The organism is Pseudomonas sp. MF08875 (assembly GCF_059862525.1).
Window position 1 is genome coordinate 1 of the sequence record NZ_JCBCUW010000134.1, and the last position, 1,018, is coordinate 1,018.

General features: G+C 49.1%; 2 protein-coding genes and 1 pseudogene. All 3 read right to left on the bottom strand.

Annotation, left to right across the window (positions count from 1 at the left end):
- Positions 1–339, bottom strand: a 339-nt coding sequence (locus AC19YT_RS28290; RefSeq protein ID WP_500611391.1) for a hypothetical protein, incomplete at its 3' end; no start/stop codon positions are given.
- Positions 336–806: a hypothetical protein gene (locus tag AC19YT_RS28295; RefSeq protein ID WP_218192068.1), complete on the bottom strand. Its 471-nt coding sequence runs from the start codon at positions 804–806 to the stop codon at positions 336–338. The genes AC19YT_RS28290 and AC19YT_RS28295, both read right to left, overlap by 4 nt.
- A gap of 94 nt (positions 807–900) precedes the next feature.
- Positions 901–1,018 (bottom strand): annotated as a pseudogene (locus tag AC19YT_RS28300) (IS30 family transposase); the annotation flags it as partial.

Sequence of the window (1,018 nt, forward strand, 5' to 3'; positions counted from 1 at the left end):
TTCCCGGGCCTTGTCTTGGGCCATCTCAGGGGCTTTATCGTAAATAGCGTCACCGGCTTTATCGGCGATGGCAGCGGCCAATACTCGGGTTTCAGGGTCAAAGTCGGCGCCGAGGCCGGGGTAGTAAAACTTGCGCTTGCCTTCATCCTCGAATTCATAGCTTGCATTATGCAACTTGAGTACGTTAGTAGCCGGCGTTGTAGTTTTTGAACAACCAAACCCATCAAAGTAAAAACTTAGCCACAAGACCTGCTGACAGATAGGGCACAACTGCTCAGACTCTGACTTAACTCTTTCAAAGAAAACATCATCCAACCCGAGTTCAATATCATCCTTCATTTCAGATCCTCCACGGACGAAGGCATTATTCTAGGAGCACGTAAATCGTCTACCCACTGCAATTTAGGAACTCCATCTTTCATAAAGAAAATTCGGAAATAGCGAGAAGTCGACGACTCGGGCTGCGGAACAGTTACCACGACAGAATATTCTTCCAATGGAAAACCGTTCCTGAATTCTTCAAGAGTCGGCTCAAAACTCCAGTACAAACTCACTTGCTTCCCCGGAGTTACACGGCAACCACACGAAAGCCCCCCTCCACCGCCATACATGTAGTTCCCCTTACGCGCAGATGGGTTACCTGAACACCCCGTCTTATTTGTAGCATCCAATCTAAATTCATGAATTGGCCGCTCATACTGGTTATACCCAGTAATACAAACCTCCTTCGAGGCAGGCGCAAAAACATCACCGCAACCCGCCAGCGAAGTCACCAATAGGCCTGCCATCAGTAGTTGTTTATTCATCCCTTATTCTCCTTCGGTTGGCGGCATGACTCTTGGGGCACGCAAATCATCAACCCACTGCAACTGCGGAATTCCATTTTTCATAAACCTGAATTCAACACATAAGTGCAACGCTCACCCCTGTATGCACTTCGTACGGCGTCTTCCAGCCCAAGCGCTTGCGCGGGCGTAGATTGATCCTCGCTACTGTCCGATTGACGGCTTCGACGGTC

Coding starts and splice junctions, on each gene's coding strand:
- AC19YT_RS28295 (WP_218192068.1), bottom strand. CDS start 806: ATGAATAAACAACTACTGATGGCAGGCCTATTGGTGACTTCGCTGGCG.